We start from the raw sequence: 19,438 nt of genomic DNA, 5'->3' as shown, positions 1-19,438 counted from the left end.
GGATTTATGAAAAAAATCCCAACATGAGGTAAATTCGCAATTGCTGCAGCATCTTTATCAGCTGCTGTTGGTGTAGTTTTTGCAGGTATTGCCATTGATAAAGCAGTTAATCAAGAATTTAGTGATAATAAAAATTTAGTTAATAACCCTTCATTAAATCAGATTAACTATTCACAAACAGCCCCAATTAGTTACTTTGTTGACCCTGTTCAAGAACATATTTTAATTGCAATTCTTAGTCCAGATGGTGAACACGTTAAAGTGGTTGATAAAGAATATAACATTTTTAATAAATATGAAGACAGCAAAGCTGAAGAAAAAACTATTGCTGAATTTAAAGAGTGACACCTTAAACAATATAAAGGTCAAACACCAGTGCAATTTATTAAAATTGGACCAAGTACTTTCAAAAATTACTATACAGATGCCATAACCGCTAAAGAATTCCATGAATACACCACTTGATTCAGTGAAAATGTTGCTTGAGGGCCTGATCTTGTGACCATGAAAGCGTTTAACATTAAGAAAAATGTGAAACAAAATGGTAATAATATTACCCTTGGTCAACATTCAAATGTCGCAAAAGAAAATGCTGAAATTGTTTTTTACCCCGATTCATTTTATGGATCATTACCTCTATATTCAACTACAGCTGGAAAATCCAACTCAGCAGATAAACTACTTTTTCAGTTGAACAATAAAAAGTTTTTAAACGTTGATGAAATTAATGATTATTTAAAAGATGTTAATTTAATGAACGCTCTAGCTAATTTAAAACTTTCGGATGAAAACGAAAGTATAATAACTTATCGCTCTATCCAATTTTTAAATTTATTAAAAGGTAAAGAGTTTTATATTTATCGTGAAAATGAAACAACAATTGATCTAACTATTAGAGATCACCTGTTTTTTGCTAAGAATTTAACTGATTTAGAGTCACAATTTAAGAGTTTATATCCTAATCTAACTTTTTCAAGTGAAAAAGCACATAAAGTTAGGTTAACATCAACTTCAATTTTAGCAGCCCAGTCATCTTCATTGGGTACATATTTACGAAATGAAGTTGATAGGTTAAATAATTACGCTTCAACTAATCGTTTAGAGTTGAATTTTTCAAATGAGCAAGAAACATTTTCATCGCAGTTGCATCTTGGCAATTTATCGGTTGATGATGAATCTATTAATATCTTAAGTGCTTTAGAAAAAGCACAAAAAGAAGTAACAGATAACTTTGTAATTTTTAGAGATTTTGCAAACATTAAACAATACGCTTCACAAGAAAAAGGAAAGGAAACATTTGTTTATTTAAATAGTGAAACTATTAATGGAGTAACTACTGAAAGGTTTTTTAAAAACTTACAATCTGCAACAAATATCCTAGGAACAAGTTTTAAAATTAGTAATATCCACAAATATCAGGTTTCAGCCTTAGATGTTTCTAATAATATTCTAACAATTTCATTAGTAAAAGATGGTGAACCAACAACGACAAGAACATTTATGATTGAGGCAGATTCTAATGACCAGAAAAAATTAAATTTATTTGATGATTTTGTTAGATCAGTCGGTTACAAAAGATTTGTTAATCCATATTTAATAAATCAAGAACTAGAAACTCGTAAAGACGGTTCGACATACCGTGAATTTTCTATTTACTCACAGATATATGACGGACTTTTAGATCGTGTTGCACGTGAATTTCCTTATTTATTGAAAGATTTATCTGGAGAACATTTAGTTAGAAAAATTAATGATAAAGGTGTAATGGAATATAGTATTGAAACAGGAAATTATAAAGGATTCACAACCAATGATCGTGTAAGTTTTTTATACTTGCTAAAAGCGACTGATCCTAATTTTAAAGGTGTAGGTACAGATTTTCTAAAATATGTCGGCGCTCACGAATATGGTCACCATACAACCTTACAAAATCTAAAAGATGTTGGTGAAAAAACTAATGCCGTTGTTGGTGGTGTTAGCCCTAGAGCTGGTTTAAACTACGACTCATTTGTTGATTCAGATGTTTATAATTTATATCTAAAAGCACGTACAAGCAAAATAAATTTTGATAGAAAAAATATAACTCAAAATGGAGCAGGGGATTTTCCGCAATATAGTTGAACAGATGAAAACGGAAATGAAGTTGTTGAAACTGATGACTTAATTTTTGGTAGCAAAGATAACACAAATGTTTCCGAAACTCTTTCTAATACAAAGAGAAGATTTTTACAAACCTTTGATGGGCTTAAGCAAGCAGCAAAAGAGCGAGGGGTTACTTTGTCTGATTTATTTTTACTAAATGCTTTTGATTTTTATTCAGGTACACTAAATCCTTCAATTGAAGGAACAGCTAAATATTACGTTTTTGATGAAAATGGAAAAGCTTCATTTAAAGAGGCTGCTATTCCTCAAAATGGAGAGACATTTATAAAAGATGGACAAGGCAAAGCAATTCTTTTTGTAGATGGAATGCCTCAAGTAGTAAAATTCGAAGAAAATTCGAAGAAAATTGCAGAAATTTTAATACACAATAAAGACGGTTCTCCAGTAATTTCAACTGAAGTTGGTAAAGAAATTTCTGAAACTGATGAAGCGATCGTTAAACAAATTCAAGGAACGATTTTAAAATTAATTGAAATACCTTACACTAATAATGGATGAGAATCAGGTTCAACATCACTTACAAATGGACCAACTTTTATTACCTATGAGGGTGCAGGTGGATATTACCTAGCTAATACAGAAGATTATTTCAAAAAGTTTTGAGAAAATAATTTCAATGAAAATGAAAAAAATTATATTCATTACAATGCTAATTGAAAAGATAATCAAAATCCATATACAAAGCCTGTAATTAGACAATACCTTAATTTGCCAATTGACACAAGTGATTTTTATGACAACGGTTCATTAGCATGAGACATAAATACTTTTATTAGAGCTGCAGGTAATGGTGATTTAATTGTTAATCGTTGGTCACATGCTTACACATCTCTAAATTTCATTGATGTAGTAGAAACATTTAAAACAGGTTCAGATGTCATGTATTCATTTGTTCCAAACCCAACAACAGTTAATGGAGCAAGATTTTATGATTCTAGAGATGTTGTTATAAGGAACTTAGGTGGGAGAGTTCCTTTAAATCAAAATGCATATGCAATAGGTACCAGACCTTCAGGTTTAGGTGCACTAATACAAACTCAAGCAACAGCTAATTCAGAAGCACTATATCATGTTGCCGACGCTACAAATAATCCAAATATCGCTACCTTAGTAATGAATGCTCAGGCAGGAAGAACAACAGTCAACTTTTACGAAGCATTTGCTGATAGTGCAAAAACTAAAAATCGCTTAGTTGATATTTTTGATTTTATTTCTCTAGATTATTCAAAAATTTCACTAAGTCCAGATGGTAAAAATAAAGTTTTTGATATAGATTATGCAAAAACCAAATTCGATTTAAATAAATTCAAAGCAGCATTACTTGCTAATGTTGAATCTGAAATAGAAGCAGGTAATTTTTCAAGTGAAGATCAATTAAATGAAGTTGTTAACGATGAACAAAAATTGGCAAATCATGTAATGAGTTTATTTGAAAAATCAGCATATAATGTTTATTTAACTAATGTAAAACTAGGAAATGATTTTGAAATTTTAGCAAAATTAATGCACCCTGTAACAGGTATAAGTTCATTCATACAATCAAATTTTGTTATGGAAAACCCTGATAAAAGGCATTCAGAATATACTGCTTTAGAAACAAAAGAAGCTTTGATTAAAAAACTTGAAGGTTTAAACTTATCAACTGAAAATGTTAATGAATTAACAATTTCTGATGCGTTTTACTTATTTGGTGTTTGAGCTTTTACAAATTCCCCTAATCTTAATCTTGGACCTGGAACTGTTGTTAATGTAGGTTTTCAATCAAAACCTACAAATGATGTTTTAACTTATAATGAACAGCGCCTAGATACAGATATTAGTCAAAAATTTACTGATTATGTATATTCAATAGCTGAAGTTTTAACAAGAGATTACATCCAATTAACATACACACCAGATAGAACAGATCTACATAATTTACCAGATTACTTAACAGGAGCTTCAGAGTCTAACACAGGTTTTGAATACTTTTTGGATCCATCATCAACATTAATTTGAAATGATTCAAAAGTTCCGTTTTATGATGAAGATGAAGAAAATAAACTATATTTTCAAGAATTGTCAATCGCCTTTTCACAGTTAAGTGCTGCTGAAAACAGAGAGCAGTTTAAAAAGATAATGAAAGAATCAAATGAATTAAATTCTTCTCCAAGAATTAATGTAAGAGAAGCAGCTGAAAAAGCAAAAATTGTTTATGATAAATTAGATAAGGAATTTGAAAAACTAAAAACTAGTACTACTATCACAACAAATTCACTGAATCAACAAGTTGCATTATTAAATACTTATTACAATTTAAACAATGCAGAAATTGAAAGATTATTTTCTGAAATTAGATCAAAAAACAAAAATGCAAATGATCAAGCAATTAAGAGACTAGAAGAAGGAAAAACTAAGGTAAAGGCAATAGAGAATAAATATCAAGCAATTGTTGACTCTACAACTGCATCCGATGAAGAAAAAGAGAAAGCTAAAATATTAGTTGAAATCTTAAAAAAACTTCAATATAATCAAAATTTTAGCAACTTTACAACACAGGAGCAAATTGATATTTTAACATACATCAACCAATCTGAATTGGCTAAAACGTATCTTGGTGATTTTAGATATATTTTTCAAAAACTAAATTTTTCAGGAATTGATTTAGAAACAGCGGATATTTCTGAAATTTTAAATCATCTTGATTTTTCTTCAACAATTTCTTCTAAAGAGTTTAACGAAAACATATTTCAAAGTTTAACTTATAGAGATATTCTTTTACTAAGAATAGCACTAATGAGCAATCAGTCGTCATCAGAACAAGAAAAAGCTGCAGCACGAAAGCAATTAATAAAAATCATTAACTTAGAACAAGATTCATCTTTTACAATTAAAGAAAATCAGATACTAAAAGAATTAAATAGAATTTCAAAAATTAAATCAATTAATTTAACACAACTTGCATCAGACAATTCAGTTTATACATCGGAGTTATCTTCTGAAGATAAAACTTCTTTAAATAAATTATTAAAAGAAGCAGCCTATGAATCTGCAAAAGTTTTATTTTATGTGCAAAAAGAAAATCAAGAAGATCTTGACTCATATTTAGAATTATGGAATAAATATATTGATAAATATACAAAATTCCGTGAAAGTAATTCGATAATAATGAATGCTGAATATTCAAATGAAGACTTGAAAAAAGCAGCACAAGAACAAGTAACCAAATATGATGAATTAATAGCAGTGTTAAATAAAATTAAATCTGCAGAAACTTTAGATGTAAGCGATTACACTGCATTAAGCATTATTAATGAAGAAGAGAAGATCACACAAGAAGCAATAACTAGAGTCAGAACACAACGTGAACTTTTAGGTAATGAATTAAGAAGATTAAGCCTGCTTTTTGCAGATGATTATATTAATACATTGAATGAAGCAATTCAATTTGAAGATAATACAGATGAAGCTGATGTTTTCTATAGAGAACTACAGTCAGTTTATGAACGTGTAAATGATGAAGTTAAAAAATTACATAATAATAGTGCAATTAATACTAGCTATGGTAATTATAATGCAGAATCAAATTACTTTGGTCTAGTTAATAATTCAAATAACGGTTTCTTCAAAGATCGTTGACAAAAAGAAATTGTTGATTGAGCACTTTATGATGATTCAGGAAAATCTATCGAAGATACAACAATCAGAATCACTGACTTAGAAAATAAAGCAGTAACTGATCGTGCACGTGCTTTTTGAATGTATTTATTAAAATCAAAAGGTGTTAGCGAAAGAACCTTAACTGGTATTTATCGTGATAAAGAAAAAGATAGCAATGTCTTTTGAGGTTTCATGAAACTTGAAGATGCACAAAAAGTTAAAAACTTAGCATTTGAAGATACAGTAACTGGTGAAGTTAAATACTTAAAAGTTAACTTCGAAAACACTAATAACTTATTCTATTTCCAAACACAAGGTGATAGTACATCAAAACGTACTTTAGCAGATGAAGGTTACACAAGTTGAATTTCAGACTTTGCAATCTTTGCTAAATACTCAAATGCTTTCATTATTCCAGATAGTAAGCAAAGAATTTTCTTTGTTGATGAAAACAACAAAGAAATTGAAGGTTTATTAAATATTGGAACAAGAACAGCAATTACTGAAAATGGTAAAACACAAATTCAAAGTCCAACAAAGGCATTCGTTGATAAAAATGGTAAACTATACTTTAATTCAATCGATCAATTTAACTTATAGAAAGGAAGAGATGTTATGAAAATGAAAAATAAATTAATTCTAGGTGCTAGTTCTTTATCAGTAATAGCTGCTGCAACAACATTAATTGCTTGTTCAACATCAGAAGGTGGTAATCACCCTGGTAATAAAACTAACACTGGTTTATCTTATGATTTAGGTCTTTCAACAAATCCATTAAATAATTTAAATTACATTAAAAATAAATCTACTTTTATAATTACTCCTACTTTCATAGAAGGATTTATTAAAAACGGGCCAACTGAAGATGTAAAAAATGCGATTGGTGGTATGCCTAAATTAAATATTGGAACCGAAACTGTTAATGTTAAAAATTTAGATAAATATGAACATCCCGAAGGTGCTAACGTTACATTTGGAAATTCGTTCTATCCCTATGATAATTTTGGATTAACAACAGGGGTTGCAGAACCTACTGGAGAAAGCCAAAGTGCAATTGCAATTCAAATTACAGGTAATAACATTTTATCTATGAAAATACGTGCAAACAATGGTCAATCAACCTGATCCACTGCCAACCCAGATGCACCAGGTAATAATGAAAGTGTAACACCACAAGATTTTATTGATTCTGCTCAATATATTTTAGATATTAATTCAGGGAGCCAATACTTAACAGACTTTTTGAACTTAAATATTAAAAATGCACAAAAGATTGTTGATGCTCAAAATAATTATGTAAAAAAACATAAAGTTCCTTATATCGATCCGTTTAACCGTAAAAAAGTAGTTGATGGAAAACAAGTTGAGCGCGAAAATATTTACGAAACACCTGAATGAGAATCACAAGTCAAAGGTGATGAAGAAGAAGTCGAGGCAATCAAGCAAGCTGTTTTAGGTTTAGGGATTTATACAGGTGATTTTGGAATAATTGATGTAGAAACAATTAAACCTAATCAAGAACTAAAACCAACAAACCGATATGCCGATCCAAGGCAAAAATGAGTTTTAGACAGAAATAACGAAGTAACAGGAACACTCGCATTATATGCACAAACAAAGTGACAAATTCGCTATGAATTTGAACCAACTGACCCTCCTAGTTTTTTCACATTTAATAATTCATTAACAAACAATTACTTGAAGCCAGTTAATCGTAAATTTATAGAAAGCGTTGGCGGTATTCACTTTTTTGGTGTTTCTAGAGAGTCATTTATTTGAAACGGTGCTTTTGATCCAAGTGAAATGCTTCTTGGAGAAGGGGGCTATATAATGTTAACGAAACGTGATTCTTATTATTCATCATCAAAAACAATGCTAAATCGTATTAAGATTTTCTTCCAGACTCAACAAACTGTTAAAGCTGCTTTATTTGAAGACGGTTTAATTGCCCAAACTAATATTCCAACTACTTACATTTATCGTTTCTGAGCAGACTCTGCAAAAAGAAGTTTAATGCATAAGAAAAACGGTTTTGGAACAATCGGATTACAACTCAACCTAGACCATAACACTAACCGTGTTAAAGCTTTATTAGATAGCGACTTTAGAAACGCCCTTTATTTTGCTATTAACCGTAATGATGTTCTTAAATTAGTTGGACTTGATACTTCATTCCCTGTTGTTACTTGAACAGCCTTTGGTCAAGCAAAAACCTCAGATGGTATTGCAGTTGAACAGTGATTTGAAAATACTGATGTAAAAATGAAAGACGATAAATCTTATCCACTTCAATCGTTTACTTTTCAAGATCATTTGGCAAAGGGCTATACATTTGAAAATGTTGATAGAACAGATAATAACTTTTCGTTGGAAACAGCTAAATACTACATGGATCTATATAAAAAGAAAAATCCAAATGTATCAAAAGTTACTATGCAATATGTTCACGATTCAAGTGAACAGCATATTAAAGCAGGGGTTGCTTTTCAAGATTTAATTAATAAAGCTTTCGGTGGTTTTGTTGAAATTGAAATTAAGGGTTACCCTGCTAACGTTTACGAACAATTTAGAGCTGAAGGAAAATTCGATCTAGCTTATACTAACTTTGACTATTTTGGTACTGAATATGATTCATATATTAAAACCTTTATTTTTCCTGATGGTATTAATTTAGAAGATCAAAAAACAATTGGATTTAGACAAAATGCAGCCGGTTCATGAACCTATCAAAATTACTTCTTCGATCTAGAAAATTATCCAGGTGGTTCAATTGAAGAAGAAACTAGAAAAAGATTAGATATTAGTGAAAAACATTGAAACAAAATCAAAGAACTTTCATTCCATAAATTAATTAAAGATGCCAACGGAAATAATATTTTTGAAACTGATGATCAATTTAAAGAAAGAGTAAATTCATTCTTTGCTTATCAATTCACTGATGCAGAAAAAGCAGAAGGTTGAACTGAAAAAGAAAACTTTGCTCTTGCTGCATCTTATGAAAAAATTATAAAAGATGCTGCTCCAGTAATCCCTTTAATGGAAATCGATACTGAATGAGAAGTATCACGAATTGGTGGTGTTTCAAATACTTATACTTATTCACTACAATTCGCTTATGATTTTAACTTTCCACCTTTACCTGGTTTACCAACTAAAAAAGGGGAGTAAAAATTATTAAATATAAATTCCCTTTTTGATGGAAGAAATTTCATCATAAAAGGGAATTTTTCTTTGTCTTAAACTTAAAAAATAATTTAATTAATAATTGAATTAAATGAGTGGCTTAATTTATAATTTTAATTAAGAAATATAAAATAATTCATATACATTAATTTGAATAATTTAGAAGGCGTTTTTTTATAATTATGAAAGCAAAAAAATCATTAGGACAAAACTTTTTAATCTCGCAAAAAAGTATTAATAAAATAATTAAAAGTGTTGATTTTGAGTCTAATAATATTTTAGAAATAGGACCTGGTAAAGGTGCTTTAACTAAAGAGTTAATTAAATATGCAAAGCATTTAAAAGTTTATGAAATTGATAATGATTTAATACCTTATTTAAATAATCTTTTTGAAAAAGATGTCTTAGAAAATCACCTTGAAATTATTCATCAAGATTTCTTAGAAGCGAATTTTGAGTCTAATCAAAAATATAATATTGTGGCTAACATTCCTTATTATATAACTAGTCAAATATTGTTCAAAATCATCGAGAATTACGGCGTTTTCGAACAAATTACAATCATGGTTCAAAAGGAAGTTGGTGAAAGAATTTTAGCAACTGAAAGCACTTCTGAATATTCCAAATTATCTGTTAGTTTGCAAATGTTATACGATATTGAATTAGTATCAATTGTACCTGCAAATCATTTTAATCCTGTTCCTAAAGTTGATTCAATGGTAATCAAATTAATTAAAAATGAACTGCCAAAAATTTTTGACATCAATGAATTCTTAAGTGTTGTAAAAATAGCATTTCAATTTAAAAGAAAAACATTATGAAATAATTTAAAAGAAGTTTTAGATTATAATGAATATGATTTATTTTGTCAACAAAATGATCTCAGTTTAACTAGCAGAGCACAGTCATTATCAGTTGATAAATTCCTGAACTTATACTATTTTATTAAGGAGAAAAATGCAAGTAAATAATCACAGAATAATCGGTAATAGTAAATTAATTTTAGAGGCAATTAGTGAAGCAAAAAATATTGCTATTTTTCATCATGTTAGACCTGATGGAGATTGCCTAGGAAGTCAAGCGGGATTAGCTGAAATTATTAAGGAAAACTATCCATCAAAAAATGTTTTTATCATCGGAGATAATGAAAATAATTTCAATTTTTTAAATTGAAAGTTTGATAATCAGACTAAATTTGATTTTGAAAATTCATTAGCAATAGTTGTTGATGTTAGTGATCCTAAAAGAATTTTTAATGCAGAATTTTTTTTAGATAAACGTTTTACTAAAAGAGCAAGAATTGATCATCATGAAGTAGGAGAAAATGAATTATATGATTATTCATGAAATGATCCTGATGCAGCTGCAGCTGCTGAATTAGTTGCTCAATTAGCAATTGACAATAATTTAAAAATTAACTCTGAAGCAGCAATTAAAACATATTTAGGAATCATGACTGATTCAGGTAGATACATGTATTCAAAAAATCGTGTTGCTACACAATATTATGGTTCAACTTTATTAAAAACTAATTTTGATGTGCAATACTTATATGAAAATCTTTATAAGAAAACTTTTAATGATTTACAATTCAGTGGCTATGTTTATTCTAATTTTAAAAAAGATGGAAGAGTCTTACATTTTAGTGTAACTGATGAAGTCTTAAAAGAATTTTCTTTTAAACCTAATGAAGCAGCTAATTTCAATAACTTACTAGCAAATATTGATGATAATCATGTTTGAGTCTTTTTTGTTGATAATCAAGATGGTACTTACAGAGTAAGAATTAGAAGCAATGGACCTGAAATTCATGATGTTGCTGCACAATTTAAAGGTGGAGGTCATGCTTGAGCTGCTGGTGCTACTTTAGAAAATTATGAAGTAGAAAAGCCACTTTTATTAAAAGCCTTAAACCAAAAAGTAGAGGATTATTTAAATTCTAAAAAATAACCTAATAAAAGTTATTTTTTTAGGTTTTAAATTAAAATAACAATATGAAAAAATCAACTAAGAAATTATTACTTTTATCATCCTTAACAGTTGCAGGTTTGGCTGTAACTGCAACTGCTGTTTCTTGTACTTTTGAAAGGGAAAGTAACCCTATTTTAAGAAGACAATTAGTTGCCGATAATAATCCAGTTTATAGTGATATCATGTGAACTATTTATGAAAAAAATGCATCAAAAGAAGATGGTTATGCAAAGATTCAATTAAATCCTAATGAATTAAGAGCAATTTTAATTCCTGCAACTACTGATATCGAGAAAAATGAAAGATATCATGCAGTAAATAAGTTAATTAGAATCTATGAAGAAAACACATTTCAAGATAAAAAAGGAACATTAGCTTTAAGTCAAGAGATTGTTAATGCATTAGAATTTTCTCATGTAACTTTTTTAGATAGTAGTAATAACAATAAGAAAAATCATTTACTAGCTGTAAAAAAGATAGTAGGTGAACCTTATTCATCTTATAACTTTAATTCATATATGTTGGCTTTTGATTTAGTGGATGAAGATAAAGCAATTACTTATAAACCAACCGTTGACTTACCAAAAGAAGAAACATTTTATAATTTTAGACAAAGCAATTATAAAATCTTTTATGGAGTTGAAATATCAAAGAACGCATTTGATAATCTAATTTCTAGTGATCAAAGTGAAACTGAAGTTGATAAACGCTTAGAAACCTTCAATTCAATTTTTGAGGGTCAATATTTGTATGAAGAAAATGCAAGTATAAATGTTTTAGCAAATGAATCATCATCAGGTCAAGCAACGCCTTTTAAAAAGGAAGATTTAAGTAAATACACCTTTAAAGTTTCTTTAGCGAGAAAAGGTTATCGTCTTTTTTCGGGTCTATCAGATACTGATTATTATTTAACACTTCACTTAAAAGAAGGTGAACCAGGTGTTGCTAATACTTTGCGTAATTTTAAAATAAGGGTGGTTTACTAATGAAATTAAGAACTAAAAAAATCATGATTTTTTCAGCATTGGCTGCTACTTTAGTAATCCCTTCTGCTGTTGCAGTTAGTTGTTTTAATCTAAATGCACTTGATGGCACTGGTTATAATTTATCCACTTGAAATTGAGATGCTAAAAGCGATCGTTATCGCGTGATGATTCCTAACCCTGACCAAAATTCAAAAAATAAATTAATTTGACCAATTTCATCAATGCCCCTTTATGATGGTTCACTAGTATTACCTCAAGATAATTCATCATTAATTCCTGATCAAGGTTGATATGCACCTAATGCTAATTATTTAAGAAACTTTCAAACTAGCTTCGCTTTACGTTTTGAAAATCAAGCATATAACAAAGATTCAAATCGTTATGATAAACAAGTAATTTTAGGTACAGGCTGAATTTTAGATTATCAAAAAACAACTGATAATTCTTATCCTTTAACTTGATACATTGCAACCAATGTCCATGTTGCTGCTGCTTTATATAATAAAAATACTTATCAAGAAGCAGATCCTGTTTTTGAATATTATCAAAAACCAAATGCTACTTGAACTAGACAAGTTTCCTTAACAAAATGAAATTTAGTTGATGAAGCAAATAAAACTACTCCTTATAAATCAGAAATTAATGAAGATGATTATTCACTAGCAAAAGCCTATGCTAGTGGTGTAGTCGATAAAGAAGGAGTTTACCAAAATGGTGAAGCATTGCTTGATGGTTTACCTAAAATAGTTTATTTAGGAATTGATTATTTAGATGATTCGCCTAAAAATTGAAATCAAAATTTAACTGAAGAATTAATTGATTTTGCTGTTTTAGAAGTTAAATTTAAAAATGAAGAAATTGCTAAAGAAGCAACCAGCAATTATGCAACATGATCAGACAAGGATCAAGCTAATTTCTTAGATAAAGATTACTTAACTAAAACTAATGAGAATAAAAATTTAGATCTAAAAGACAATTTTTACATGGCAGGTTTTCCCAATGGAAAACCACGTATTAATCAAGAAAAAATTGGAGAAAAGGATTCTAATTTAAGCGCTTACAATCCGAATTGAACTCAAGCCGAATTAGATGAAGCAATTAAAAAATATAATTTAGGTGATTCATTTTATGAAAATAAGGCTTATTCAGCTTTTGAACTTAATTCACAAAAAGGTATCGGTGATATTTTATTAAACTTACCTTACTTACAAATTGAATATCGTGATATTCCTCATACAACTTGAGCCTTAACTTATTCATTTTCTCGTTCAGGTTTATCAGGTGGTTCATCTGGATCTAAAATAACTAATAAGGATAATCAAATTGTCGGAATTCACTCTTTAGGTTCTTCTTCATCAGAAAATAATACTGCTTTTGCACTAAAAAGTGATGGACATGCTCATGCAGATTATAATGGTTATGTAACTCCTGCTTATGACATTATTTATGGCGGTGTAGAAGGCCAAAAAACTTCTTATAAATCAACCATGGAGAAAATTTTTAAAGGTAAAAATATTGAGACAGATTTACTAGGTAAAATTGCTTAATAAGTTTTAAAAAAATCTTTTATACAAAATACCCTTTTTCCAAATTAGTGAAAAAGGTATTTTTTTTATTTTCGATTTTATATTTATAAATTATTTAATTTATTGTGTGAATTATCCATTTTATTTTCAGTTAATCCTAGTTTTTTTCATGCCTGAAAAATACTTCTTGCAATGTGTCAAGCCAATAAAGGTGGAACTGCATTACCAATTGCTTTATAAGCTGCTGAAGCACTTATATTGAAATTAAATGAATCAGGAAAAGACTGTAACCGTGCACATTCTCTAACACTTAAACGCCTTCAGCCATTCATGTCATTAGGATCTTTTAAATAAGTTTTATAATGTGCTTCGATATTACCGTGATGTTCTGCTCTAATCGTAGGAGCAGGCTTATTTTCATAAATGCGATTATTACCTTGCATCTTTTTGTTAGGATAAAACTTAGCTCTTGAAATATCTTTACTTGTATGATTAAAAATTGATGGATCATCAATTTTATTTCATAAATCATCAATTGCATCTTTAGATGTTCTTCATTTATTACCTGTTAATTCACTAGTTTCATCGTGAGTAATTTTAGGAAAAAATGAATCATCAATTTTTCCTAAATCACTTCTTAATCCGATTATTATGACACGTTTACGATTTTGTGGAACGCCATAATCTGCTGCATTTAAAACCTTATATTTAACATCATAGCCATGATTTTTAAATTCATCAATAATAATATCTAACGCAGATTTATCAATTGTTTCACCATTGATATTTTTTTTAGAATTTCTGATTCCATCGACATTTTCAGCAACAAATATTTTAGGTTGATAATGATCAATTACGCGAATCATTTGTAAATATAGTTGCCCTCTTTTATCACTTATACCAGCTCTTTTTCCTGAATAAGAAAATGTTTGACAAGGAAAACCACCTAGTATAACATCAACTTCTAAATTAGGTAAATCATGATTTAAATCTAAATTAGCAATATCTTTTCTTTCAACTTTATGATTAAAATTTGCTTCATAAACATCTGCAGCTTGTTCAAAAATATCATTTGCAAAAATTAAATTATAGTTATTGCTTTCATAAAATTCATCGAGATATTCAAAGTCGCCGCGAAAACCTAAATCCATTCCACCTGCACCAGAGAATAGACTAACTACATTTAAAGTATTTCTGTGATTATCAAGCAATATTTTTTTACTTGGAATGGTGTTATAATTTATTTTAAAATAATTACCTGACATAAAGCAAACCCTTCTCATTAGGAGTATAAATGGACATTAATTATATTTTAACTAAATTTAAGAAAAAAATCGAATCTCTTGATCCAATTGATAAAAATTTTTTAATTAGCAAAGGCAATAAAAATGGTTTTGAAGAGCTAGTCGAATTGCAACGGAAATTAAAAATGAAATTAATAATGAACATGTTTTCGATTTTAAAATTAACTCATCACATTATTTTCCAGATTTTGATTTATATGTAAATGGCAAAATTTTTGGGCTTGAATTAAAAAGCAGAAATAATGGATCATGAACCAGTAATGGTAATTCTGTTTTTGAAGGTATATCAAATAATCAATATCAAGAAATATATTTACTATTTGCAAGCAAGGAACCTAATAAAGATCATTATTTAGTTAGATATGATTACTATTGAAAGGTTGCTTCTTCAATAATAGTCACACACAGCCCAAGATTTAAAATTGATATGAATAATAAGAATAATTTATTTTGACATACAAATGATTATTCAAATTTTAGAAACCTAGATGATAATGAAAAAATAAATTTTATACATAAATATTTTAAAAATAATACAACTGATTTTAAATGATTTATCTCACAAGATAATTCTAGAGAATCAGTAAAACCAACATTATTAAACAAACTTAGTAACGAAATTCAAAACCAAATTAAGTCACAATTATTATTAATTTTTCCAGAAGATTTAATAACTTCAAAAAGGGCAACATATGAACGTGCTCACGAGTTTGTAATTTCTAATTATTTCTATTATAGTAATTCATTCAGAGATTTTTTTACTGCAGGTGGAAAGTGAAAATTAAATGATGTTGAATTTCCAAGAATTATTTGAACAATCCACAATCTCAAAAATAATATTTTGGAAATATTAAATAACCCTAGTGATGATATTAAAAATATTGCTTATGAAAATTGAAAAAATAATAACTTAGTTCTTTCTAAAAAATCATTTTTAAATGATTACTTATCAATTATTGATTTCATAGGTAAAAGACACTTTTCAGATTTATTGAAAAAATCTGGAATTGAAAAATTGTCAGATATTTTTAAATAGCAAATGTCATTTCTAAATCAAGGCAAACACAATTGCAATTATTAAGGAAACTATAATCGGTAAAATTACAACTGCTGCATATCAATAATTTGCTCTAATTAAGGCTTGGCGATAATTATTAAAATTATGTTCTGCATTAATATAAAATCTATCAATTAAACGCTTATCAGTGTTTTTAATTTTAACTTCACGATTATGTTTTTGTCTAAAGTTTTTAGTGCTAACTGCTTTAAAACTAATGTAATAAAAAATACTTGGTAATAATAAAACAACAAAGATTCCAAAATAGATATGAGAAATAATATCTAGTTTTACACTTGCTGAAACAAAAGAAAAATATAAAATTATGAATAATAAAATTTCCAAACCAATTAGTCCGAAAAGAATAAAGAAAAAAGTTTTATTAAAAAACTTTTTTATGTAAGGTAGGTTTGTTAATTTTTTATTATTCATCTTCAATTAATTATAATTAAAACTTTGCAGTTTGAATTAATTTTAAACAGATGTTTTTAACTTGATTTTGATTGCAAAATTAAGTTAAATTAATTAATTTATATTTAATTATTTTATTCAGTTAATTTATCAAAAAGAGCTGTTTTACTAAAGCCTGTAATGGCTTTTTGCTTAATTAAATATTGTAAATTTTGCCGATATGATTTAGTTTGTTTTGGATAAAGTTCCTTATTAGTTCCATCAATTAAATTATGAGCATAAACAATTGCACCTGTACCTGAATAAGGTTCATAATGAATATCACCTGCTTGAACTAAATAAGTAAAGCCACCTCTTTTAGATACATCATTAATACCTACGCTTGCAGATACAACTGAATAAATTCCGTTAATTAAACCATATTCATTAATTGCTAAAGATCCTGATGAACCAAAATATAAACTAGAATTATCTAATCAAGCATTTGTATAAATACCTGCATATTTTTTACCTAAAAAGTTAACTTCTGCTCCGTTTGTAAAACTTCTAAAGTTAAGCATTCCATCATCAGAATCTTGAGGATTATTTTGCATATATCTTTGAATATTTTCATTACTTGGATAACCTGAAATATAAATTTTTCTAGTATTAGGATATGAATGAGCTAGAACTGAATTATATTTATCACTAATAGTATTTTTAGCATTTACACTTTTTAAATAAATGCTTGCTTGATCTACATCAACAAAAGGAAGGTTTTTGTTGTATAAATTAGGAACACCAGTTTCACCTTTATATTTAGCAATTTCTTTATCAAGTGTTTCCATTGCTTTTTTAATATGTGCAGCTAATAATTTTGGATTACCTTCTGTTTTTTCAAGTACTGATAAATCAACTGTTACAGAAATAACTGCAAAATCTTTGATGTAACCATTAGATTCATTAACTGCAGTTTCTAATTCACTATTAGATGTTTCATCTAGAAAATTAGCTGCTACAAAAATAGTATTTAAATTAGAAATTCCAGTGTCACCAATATCTTGGTACCTTGAAGTATCTGCGCCAGAATAAGTTACATTCGTTACAAATTTAACTTGATTACTGATATCTGAATTATCGTTTTTAAATTCCATTTTTGATTTATCAGCAACACCTAGAGCAATTCCTTTCCACTTCATATCTGTATTTTTTTCATAAAATAATTCACTATATTTTTGTTTTGCTTCAACTGAAGTATCAGGAAAAGCATTATATGCTCTTTCAGCAACATGAGCATTTGTTGCTAAAAATAAAGTATATTTATTGCTATCTCTAAGATCGTGTTTTGCGTAATCCAATAATCATGCAGTCCCAACTGGATAGTTATAAACTAATTCACTAGGATTTTCAGTGGCAGATGCTGAAAAAGTAATTGCAAAAGTTTTATCAAAAATATTTTGTCTGATTTGTGCTTCAGTTAATAAAGAAGATTGTGCAGTTTCAGTTGGGGGTAATTCTAATTTAGTTCCTGTAGTAGGTGGAAAATTAGGTGGAATTGGAATATCTCCAGGGTTTCCTGGATTAAGTGGATTTGCTTGATCCTTATCAAATTCAAAATCAAAATCATAACTTACACTATTATTTGCTTCAGTTAATTTTAATTTTGCCTTAACTAATCTTTCGCTCTTAACTGTAAAAGATTCAAGACTTAAAGTGGCATTAGTTAATTTATTTACTGCTTCATTAAATTTAGGGAATTTAGATTTTAAAAAATCTAATAACTTACTGTTTTTATTTTCATAGGTGTTATTAAATTTGTCGCTAGTTTTATAATCTAAACTAAATAAGGCATTCAGTTTTAAATATAATTTAACTTGCTCAGCAGTTAAATTATCACTAGTACTTGTATTATCATTAACCAAAAATCCTGCTAAAGTAATTACATATTGATCAGCATAACCATCTAAATTAAATTTAAAAATTAATTTATTAAAATCAATTGATGTAATTTCAACGTTTGTAATTTTAAATTTAGAATCTAAAATGGAATTAGCTTCATAAACATATTTTTTTAGTTCACCTAAATTATTAAATGTTAGATCATCAAAAGTAGCAGTTGCTTTTGCTTCATTCAATTTTACTAAAAAGGTATTTGAATTTTTAGAAAATAAGTCATTTAACTCCGTTCTTAAATTATTTTCTTTAGCTTCTTTTTTGAAACCAATTAAAGTTATTTCTTTACCGTGAGCTTCATCAAAAGTTGTTTTAATTGTTCCATCTTGATTATAAAAATCGGTCCCTTTTGATAAAACAACTTTTACTTTCAAAGTTCCTTCAGAATCACTTGCAGATTGATTTATAACTTTTAAATCTACTTTAAAACCCGTAGGTGCAGTTTCTAAACTTGTTGCAAAAGAAGCGGCATTAATTGTTGAAATTGATGAAGCTAAACTAGTAGCGATTACCTGTGAAGCATTATTAGTTTCGCTAACTTTTTTATACCAATCAACTGCAGTTTTTTGATCAGCATTTAAAGTTGATAAGTCAACTTTTTTAAAGCCACTTAAAGTTATTTCTTTACCAGTTGCTTCAGAAACTGAAGTTTTAGTTTCTCCATCTGTATTAAAAAAATTAGTTCCTTTTGCTAATACAACTCTAACTTTTAAGGTTCCATATGTATCATTTGCAGAATTAGCAACAATTGAAAAATTCACATTAAAACCTGCAGGGGCTGCTTTTAATGTTGTTGCAAATGAATTAGCATTAATAGTTGTAATTGAAGTCGCAGTATTTGTGCTGATTGTAGATGAAGCACTATTAGTTGAACTGATTTCCTTATATCAAGCAATTGCTTCATTTTTATCGCTATTTACAGGTTCTGGTTGGGGTTCATTAGCACAAGCAACCAGAACAACTGATGCTAAGGGGAAAAGAGTAGGAGCAGTAACTTTTAATAATAATTTTTTATTCATGATATTTAGTATAACATATTGGCTAAAAAAGATATTTAATTGGACTTTTTTAATTTTTTTATACCCACTATAAAAAAATTATGATAAAAGCAAATTACTAGTTTTTCATCAAATAAAACTGAAAAAGAATTTTCTAATTTTGTGAAATAAAAATGAAAATTTTTTCATTTCCTAGAGTGTTCTAATAACTGCAACTCTTACATTTTTATTTTAATGGACTTTCATTCGAAAGTTCATTTTTATTATT

General features: G+C 28.2%; 11 protein-coding genes. 8 read left to right on the top strand and 3 right to left on the bottom strand.

Annotated features, from left to right (window positions below; all coding sequences use genetic code 4):
• The first annotated feature begins 6 nt into the window (after nucleotides 1–6).
• From CJJ23_RS03580 to CJJ23_RS03555, 6 genes are all read left to right on the top strand, one after another.
• Entirely contained in the window at nucleotides 7–6,402 is a 6,396-nt protein-coding gene (locus CJJ23_RS03580; protein WP_095334995.1) for a PDxFFG protein, read from the top strand.
• Nucleotides 6,403–6,423: 21 nt separating this feature from the next.
• Nucleotides 6,424–8,970 (top strand): ABC transporter substrate-binding protein, encoded by a 2,547-nt coding sequence (locus tag CJJ23_RS03575; protein WP_143823633.1) that lies wholly within the window; start codon nucleotides 6,424–6,426, stop codon nucleotides 8,968–8,970.
• A gap of 197 nt (nucleotides 8,971–9,167) precedes the next feature.
• Complete coding sequence (gene rsmA, locus CJJ23_RS03570) at nucleotides 9,168–9,956, top strand: 16S rRNA (adenine(1518)-N(6)/adenine(1519)-N(6))-dimethyltransferase RsmA (protein WP_095334993.1); 789 nt, start codon at nucleotides 9,168–9,170, stop codon at nucleotides 9,954–9,956.
• Complete coding sequence (locus tag CJJ23_RS03565; protein WP_095334992.1) at nucleotides 9,943–10,935, top strand: DHH family phosphoesterase; 993 nt, start codon at nucleotides 9,943–9,945, stop codon at nucleotides 10,933–10,935. The genes rsmA and CJJ23_RS03565 overlap by 14 nt, the downstream gene beginning before the upstream one ends.
• A gap of 44 nt (nucleotides 10,936–10,979) precedes the next feature.
• On the top strand, nucleotides 10,980–11,942 hold the full coding sequence (locus tag CJJ23_RS03560; protein ID WP_095334991.1) for a hypothetical protein: 963 nt from the start codon (nucleotides 10,980–10,982) through the stop codon (nucleotides 11,940–11,942).
• Nucleotides 11,942–13,489 carry an MIP family Ig-specific serine endopeptidase gene (locus CJJ23_RS03555; protein ID WP_095334990.1) on the top strand — a complete coding sequence of 516 codons (1,548 nt, stop codon included), beginning with the start codon at nucleotides 11,942–11,944 and terminating at the stop codon, nucleotides 13,487–13,489. Before CJJ23_RS03560 ends, CJJ23_RS03555 begins: the two co-directional genes overlap by 1 nt.
• 83 nt (nucleotides 13,490–13,572) lie before the next feature.
• On the opposite strand, the gene CJJ23_RS03550 is transcribed toward CJJ23_RS03555, so the two are convergent.
• The gene (locus CJJ23_RS03550) at nucleotides 13,573–14,733 is read right to left on the bottom strand and encodes a DNA cytosine methyltransferase (RefSeq protein WP_095334989.1); all 1,161 of its coding nucleotides are present in this window, start codon (nucleotides 14,731–14,733) and stop codon (nucleotides 13,573–13,575) included.
• 29 nt (nucleotides 14,734–14,762) lie between these two features.
• Here CJJ23_RS03550 and CJJ23_RS03545 point away from each other — a divergent pair, with 29 nt between their 5' ends.
• Entirely contained in the window at nucleotides 14,763–14,975 is a 213-nt protein-coding gene (locus CJJ23_RS03545) for a hypothetical protein (protein ID WP_095334988.1), read from the top strand.
• Between the two features lie 224 nt (nucleotides 14,976–15,199).
• Complete coding sequence (locus CJJ23_RS03540) at nucleotides 15,200–15,808, top strand: hypothetical protein (protein WP_095334987.1); 609 nt, start codon at nucleotides 15,200–15,202, stop codon at nucleotides 15,806–15,808.
• A gap of 12 nt (nucleotides 15,809–15,820) precedes the next feature.
• On the opposite strand, the gene CJJ23_RS03535 is transcribed toward CJJ23_RS03540, so the two are convergent.
• On the bottom strand, nucleotides 15,821–16,261 hold the full coding sequence (locus tag CJJ23_RS03535; RefSeq protein ID WP_095334986.1) for a hypothetical protein: 441 nt from the start codon (nucleotides 16,259–16,261) through the stop codon (nucleotides 15,821–15,823).
• 113 nt (nucleotides 16,262–16,374) lie between these two features.
• The gene (locus CJJ23_RS03530) at nucleotides 16,375–19,191 is read right to left on the bottom strand and encodes an MIP family Ig-specific serine endopeptidase (RefSeq protein WP_095334985.1); all 2,817 of its coding nucleotides are present in this window, start codon (nucleotides 19,189–19,191) and stop codon (nucleotides 16,375–16,377) included.
• Nucleotides 19,192–19,438: the final 247 nt, after the last annotated feature.

The organism is Mycoplasmopsis agassizii (genome assembly GCF_002276225.1).
GTDB classification, from domain to species: domain Bacteria; phylum Bacillota_I; class Bacilli_A; order Mycoplasmatales; family Metamycoplasmataceae; genus Mycoplasmopsis_B; species Mycoplasmopsis_B agassizii_A.
The sequence above is the reverse complement of the archived record's forward strand: the minus strand, read 5'-3'. Positions and strand labels throughout refer to the sequence as shown.